At 48.8% G+C, this 6,257-nt stretch carries 2 protein-coding genes; both read left to right on the top strand.

From position 1 onward, the window contains the following. On the top strand, positions 1-1,325 hold a 1,325-nt coding region (locus KVT36_RS31340; protein ID WP_217607367.1), incomplete at its 5' end, for a non-ribosomal peptide synthetase. A gap of 18 nt (positions 1,326-1,343) precedes the next feature. Continuing rightward, on the top strand, positions 1,344-6,257 hold a 4,914-nt coding region (locus KVT36_RS31335; protein WP_217607366.1), incomplete at its 3' end, for a non-ribosomal peptide synthetase.

The raw sequence follows: 6,257 nt of genomic DNA, 5'->3' as shown, positions 1-6,257 counted from the left end.
TCTATACTTCAGGTTCTACCGGTAATCCCAAAGGCGTGATGGTGGAACATGGCAGTGTAGTGAACTATATCAGTTTTCAAAGCCGTTATTTAGGGATCACAACGGAGGATAATGTTATTCAGCTATCGGGATTAGCTTTTGATGCATCAGTGGAGCAGATCTTTGTGGCATTGCTGAGCGGAGCCTGTTTAACGATGATCAATAAGGAGCTGCTGTTGTCTGCTGAGCTGCTGGAAGCCTTTATCGATGAGCAGCAGATCACTTATATACATACCGTTCCTTCCCTGTTAAAATTAATTACTGTCAAAAAGTATCCATACCTGAAACGGGTAGTTTGCGGTGGTGAAGCCTGTGAAAAACACCTGGCAGACAGCTGGGCAGCTTATCACGACTTTTATCACGCATACGGTCCTACAGAAACAACTGTTGCGCCGGTTATATATGCGTACACCCGGAGCACCCGTATCCAGAAACACCTGCCTATTGGCCGTCCTGTAGCTAACATGAGGGTATATGTGTTGGATGAAAGCCAGCAGTTACTGCCAATAGGCATAAGCGGAGAGCTGTATATAGGGGGTGTGGGCGTTAGCCGCGGTTACCTTGGTAAGGAAGCGCTGACGGCAGAACGTTTTATAGCAGAACCCTTTGTGGAAGGCGGCCGTCTTTACCGTACCGGCGACTGGTGTAAATGGCAGGCAGACGGTAACCTTGTTTATACCGGCCGGCGTGATAACCAGGTAAAGCTGCGTGGACAGCGCATAGAGTTGGAAGAGATCGAGCGTGTGCTGGAGCAGGCACCGGGTGTAGGCCAGGCAGTGGTGCTGGTAAAAGGAGAAGAGCTTAATCGTTATCTGTCAGCATATATAGTAAGCGAAGGTGATTTTGACAAACATGCAGTGCAGGCTTACCTGCGCACCCAGCTACCGGATTATATGGTGCCGGCAGTATTAACAGCATTAGAACAGCTACCACTAACGCCTAATGGTAAAACAGACCGCAAAACCCTTGCGCTCATAGATACTTCGCCTGTAAGCAGCCACTATAAACCACCCGGAAGCGATACAGAGCAGCAGCTGGCAGAAATATGGCAACGATTGCTGAAGACAGAAAGGATCAGTATCACCAGTAACTTTTTTGAATCAGGAGGCCACTCATTAATGGGAATGAAAGTGCTCGCAGATATAAATAAGGTATTTCACACAGAACTATCTATTAAAGTGCTGTTTCAATTCCCTACCATAGAAAAGCTGGCTGAATATATAGATACCATCTGCATAGATACAGATGTTGCAGACCAGACAAATTTTGAAGTTTTTGAATTATAACCCGGAATCAAACATCTCATGGATACGAACATTGCAGGAACTAACCTCAATAAAGGACTTAAAATAATGAAGGCCGCAAGAGCCGAAGGCATTACCTTCTTTCTGGAAAAAGGAAAAGTTAAAATGAAGGTGCCGGAGGGGAAGAAGATAGCGGATAACCTGCTTAACGACATCAGGAAGCATAAAGAGGAAATAGCGCAGTTGCTTCAGCATGATCTGAGCAATGCCGGCAATACAAAGAGAAAGATCAATATTGCTGATCGCAATAACACCCGGCATTTTCCGCTTGCCTTTAGCCAGGAGCGCCTGTGGTTCCTGGATCAGCTGCAGGGCAGCCAGGATTATCATATACCGGTTATCCTTCGTTTAAAGGGCAATTTACTGGCAGAGGGCGTGCAATATGCTTTACAACAGGTGATCAACCGGCATGAAGTATTACGCAGCATAATAGGAAATGAAAATGGTATTCCTTACCAGGTTGTTATGCCTGCCGATAGCTTGAAGCTGGATTATAATGAGGTAGCAATAACTGCTGAAGAAGCAGAAAATATCATTGCTCAAGTCATTGCCCGCCCCTTTGACCTGGCCCATGACCATATGTTGCGCGCGCAGCTGCTGCGCCTGGGGGAAGATGAATTCATGCTGGTAGTTATACTGCATCATATTGCAGCCGACGCCTGGTCCATGAATATACTGGTGGAAGAATTTGCCGCATTGTATAAAAGTTATACGGAAAAACAAACGGTATCATTGCCCGTTCCGGAACTGCAGTATATTGATTATGCCGTATGGCAGCGCCGCTATGAACAGGAAGGGGCGCTGGAAGAACAGCTGGCATACTGGAAGAATAAGCTGGAAGACGCTGTTACACTGGAGCTTCCCATAGATCATCCCCGCAAACCGGTACAGGGTATTAGCGGAAATGTGCAGCATTTTACACTCAGTAAAGAGTTAAACACCGCATTGACTGAGCTGTCAAAACAACAGCAGGTAACCCTGTTCATGACATTGGTATCCGTTCTCAAGATATTATTATACCGTTACAGCGGGCAAACCGATATCAGTATTGGCACGCCCGTAGGTAACCGCAGGTTGCATGAGCTGAGCGGAATGATCGGTTTTTTTGCAAACACACTGGTATTACGTAGCGGGCTGGATGATAAGATGCGTTACGATACTTTTTTAAATGAGGTAAAACAAACGATACTGGATGCTTATGATAACCAGGAGGTGCCTTTTGAAAAGGTGGTGGAAGCAGTGGTAAAAGAACGTGATCTGAGCCGCAATCCTTTGTTCCAGGTAATGTTGCTGCTGCAGAATGATACGGTTACGTTAGCGGAGAGCTTCCTGGGTGATCGGCTTGTTGCACATACTGTTTCAAGCCCATTGGTTACCACTAAGTTTGATCTTTCCTTTTCCTTACGGGAGTCAATGGAGGGTCTTCAATTAAGTGTTACTTATAGCACTGATCTTTTTACACCAGCCACCATTCAGCGGCTGTGTACACACTATGAGCAGCTGTTAAGCTCCGTAGTAAATGATCCCACAGCAACCATCGGATCATTACAGCTATTAAGCACCGAAGAAGAAGAGCTGCTTTTAAACATTTTTAATGCTACAGATACGGTTTACCCCGCAGATCAAACAGTAGCAGACCTGTTTGCACTGCAAGTGGCCCGTACGCCAGATAATACAGCCGTTACTTTTGAATCGCAATCGCTGAGTTACCGGGAGCTGGATGCAGCCTCTAACCAGGTAGCTAATTACCTGCGCAGTCAGGGCATAGGCCCGGGTTCGCTGGTGCCGGTCTGTCTGGACCGCAGCCTGGAAATGATCATCGGCTTGTTGGGGATCTTAAAATCAGGCGGGGCTTATGTACCTATAGATCCGGAATATCCATTGGAACGCATTCGTTATATACTATCTGATATTGGTGCAGCACTGCTGCTGGTAAATAAGGATAGCCAGGCAGGTTTATCATCATTGCGTGATGTTACTTTAGTATCACTGGACAGCGGATTAATACAGGAACACTCAACAGATAGTCCCAATAGCAGACCTGGTGTGCAGGACCTGTGTTATGTGATCTATACATCAGGCACTACGGGCCGTCCCAAAGGTGTGATGGTAGGCCACCATGGATTAACCAACCGTTTGTGCTGGGGACAGCAGCGTTACGGGCTGGACGTATCTGATACCGTATTACAGAAGACCACCTTCTGTTTTGATGTATCGGTATGGGAACTGTTTTGGCCGCTGATCAGTGGCGCCCGGTTATTGTTTGCCCGTGTGGGAGGCCATAAGGATCCCGCTTACCTGAAGCAGCTGATCGCCAGCGAAGGAGTTACCGTTTTACACTTTGTCCCCTCTATGCTGGAAGTATTTTTACAGGAGCTGGGAGCAGGTGATTGTGCAGGCGTACGGCATGTGTTCTGTAGCGGGGAGGCACTGGGAGCCACACAGGTGCGGGCCTTACACCGGCAGCTGCCGGCAGCAAAGCTGCATAACTTATATGGGCCAACAGAAGCTACCATTGAGGTAAGCTACTGGGATGCTGAAGGAGAGGATGTTGGGGTAGTACCGATAGGCCGTCCGGTGGCTAATACACAATTATATGTATTGGATGCTGCACAACGATTAGTTCCCTTAGGCGGTATAGGGGAGTTATATATAGGTGGTGTACAGGTAGCAGGAGGTTACCTGCATCAGCCGGAGTTAAGCGTTTCTCACTTTATAGCAGACCGTTTCCGTGGAGCAGGCCGTTTATACCGTACCGGTGACCTGGTACGCTGGCAGGCAGATGGACAGCTGTTATACCTGGGGCGCAAGGACAGCCAGGTGAAGCTGCGTGGTTATAGGATAGAGCTGGGAGAGGTGGAACGGGTGCTGGAACAGGCGCGTGGTATCCGTCAGGCAGTAGTGCTGCTGCGGGGTTCATCGGCAGAAGGTTACCTGGCCGCCTATGTGGTGGTGGATGAGCAGTATGAAAGAGCGTTAGTAGAAAGTTATATCAGATCAAGGGTACCATCCTACATGGTGCCTGCAGCCATTGTAAGCATGGATCAGCTGCCACTGACAGGCAGTGGGAAGGTTGACCGCAGGCGTTTGGCAGCACTGGACAGTACTGTTATCACAGGCAGTTACGAAGCTCCGGAAAGCAGCATGGAATCTGCACTGGTGGCTATCTGGCAGGAGCTACTAAAGAAAGACCGTATAGGCGTTACAGATAATTTCTTTGAGCTGGGAGGTCATTCCCTGCTGGCCACACGGGTGGTATCCAGGATCCGCCGTGATCTTGGCAGGGAGATCTCCATCCGGGATCTGTTCACTCATCCCACGGTCCGCAGTTTGGCCATGCGGCTGCATACGAATGAAGATGAAGTATTACAGCCGGGTATTATTGCAGGCGCGCGTCCGGAACGTATCCCTTTATCTTTTTCACAGGAGCGGCTTTGGTTTATAAACCAGCTGCAGGGCAGCCGGGAGTATCATATTCCGGGTGTGTTCAGGTTAAAAGGGGCGGTGGATGTGGATGCCTTGCGTTATGGCCTGCAGCAGGTGATCAACCGTCATGAGGTACTGCGCAGCGTGTTGAAAAGTGAGCATGACCAAACCTGGCAGGAGGTATTGCCGGAAGATCAATGGGAGCTGGTGTGTCATGAGGTTGCAACATCGGCCATCAGTGATCAGATCCGGGAGGTGGTTGCTCTGCCTTTTGATCTTGGATGTGATCACATGCTGAGAGCTCATCTCTTTAAGGTTACGGCTGAAGATCATCTGCTGGTGATCGTGTTACATCACATCGCATCAGATGGCTGGTCATTGCCTATCCTTGTGAAGGAATTTATATCCTTCTATCAGCAAGCTACCACAGGCGCAGATATTTCACTGCCTGTATTGCCGGTTCAATATGCTGATTATGCAATATGGCAGCACCGGAATCTGTCAGGCCCTCATCTTGACATGCAGCTGGCTTACTGGCAAAACCGTTTGAATAATTCCCAGCCGCTGGAGCTACCCACAGATCATGTACGTCCGGCCCGTCAGAGCGGCCGTGGCGCCACCATACAGTATGTATTGCGGGCTGCTTTACAGTCATCGCTGGAGCAGCTTTCCCGCCAGGAAGGCGTAACCATGTTCATGACCTTACTATCCGTATTCAAAGTGCTGTTGTACCGTTACAGCGGGCAGCATGATATTAGTATAGGCAGCCCCGTAGCCAACCGCCAGCGTGCGGAAGTAGAGGGGCTGATCGGATTTTTTGTAAATACGCTGGTGCTGCGCAGTGAGCTGAGGAGTGATATAAGCTACCGGGAATATTTGCAGGCCCTGCGCCGTATCACCCTGGAAGCATACGACCACCAGGATGCGCCCTTTGAGAAGGTGGTAGAGCGGGTGGTGCGGGATCGCGATCTGAGCCGTCATCCGCTGTTCCAGGTGATGTTCGTATTACAGAATAATGAATCAGTTGGCATCAGGCAGGAATTATTGGGAGAAGGGTTGTCTCTCTATCCAACTCCTGTGGAAATTAACAGAACAAGATTTGACCTTGCAGTAGCTGTAAAAGAAACCGCTGAAGGTCTTCACCTGAGCATTACTTACAGTACGGATCTCTATGAGGCAGCAACAATCAGCCGTTTGTGCGGCCATTATGAGGAGCTGTTAACTGCTGTGTTAAGATCTCCGGAAAGTCCCATAGGGCGCTTGAATATGCTGGGCGCTTCAGAACGGAAGCTGCTGTTAGATGCCTTTAATGATACAGGGATAACCTATGCAGCAGAAAAAACATTGGTAGATGTTTTTGAGGAACAGGCAGCCCGCATCCCTAACCAGGTAGCCATTGTATCCGGTGAGCGTATGCTCACTTACCGGCAGCTGGATGAACATGCTAACCGGCTGGCACATTACCTGCAAACAAAATATAGTGTAGGA

The organism is Chitinophaga sp. GbtcB8 (assembly GCF_019091455.1).
Lineage (GTDB): Bacteria > Bacteroidota > Bacteroidia > Chitinophagales > Chitinophagaceae > Chitinophaga.
This window is presented reverse-complemented; position numbering and strand designations above follow the sequence as displayed.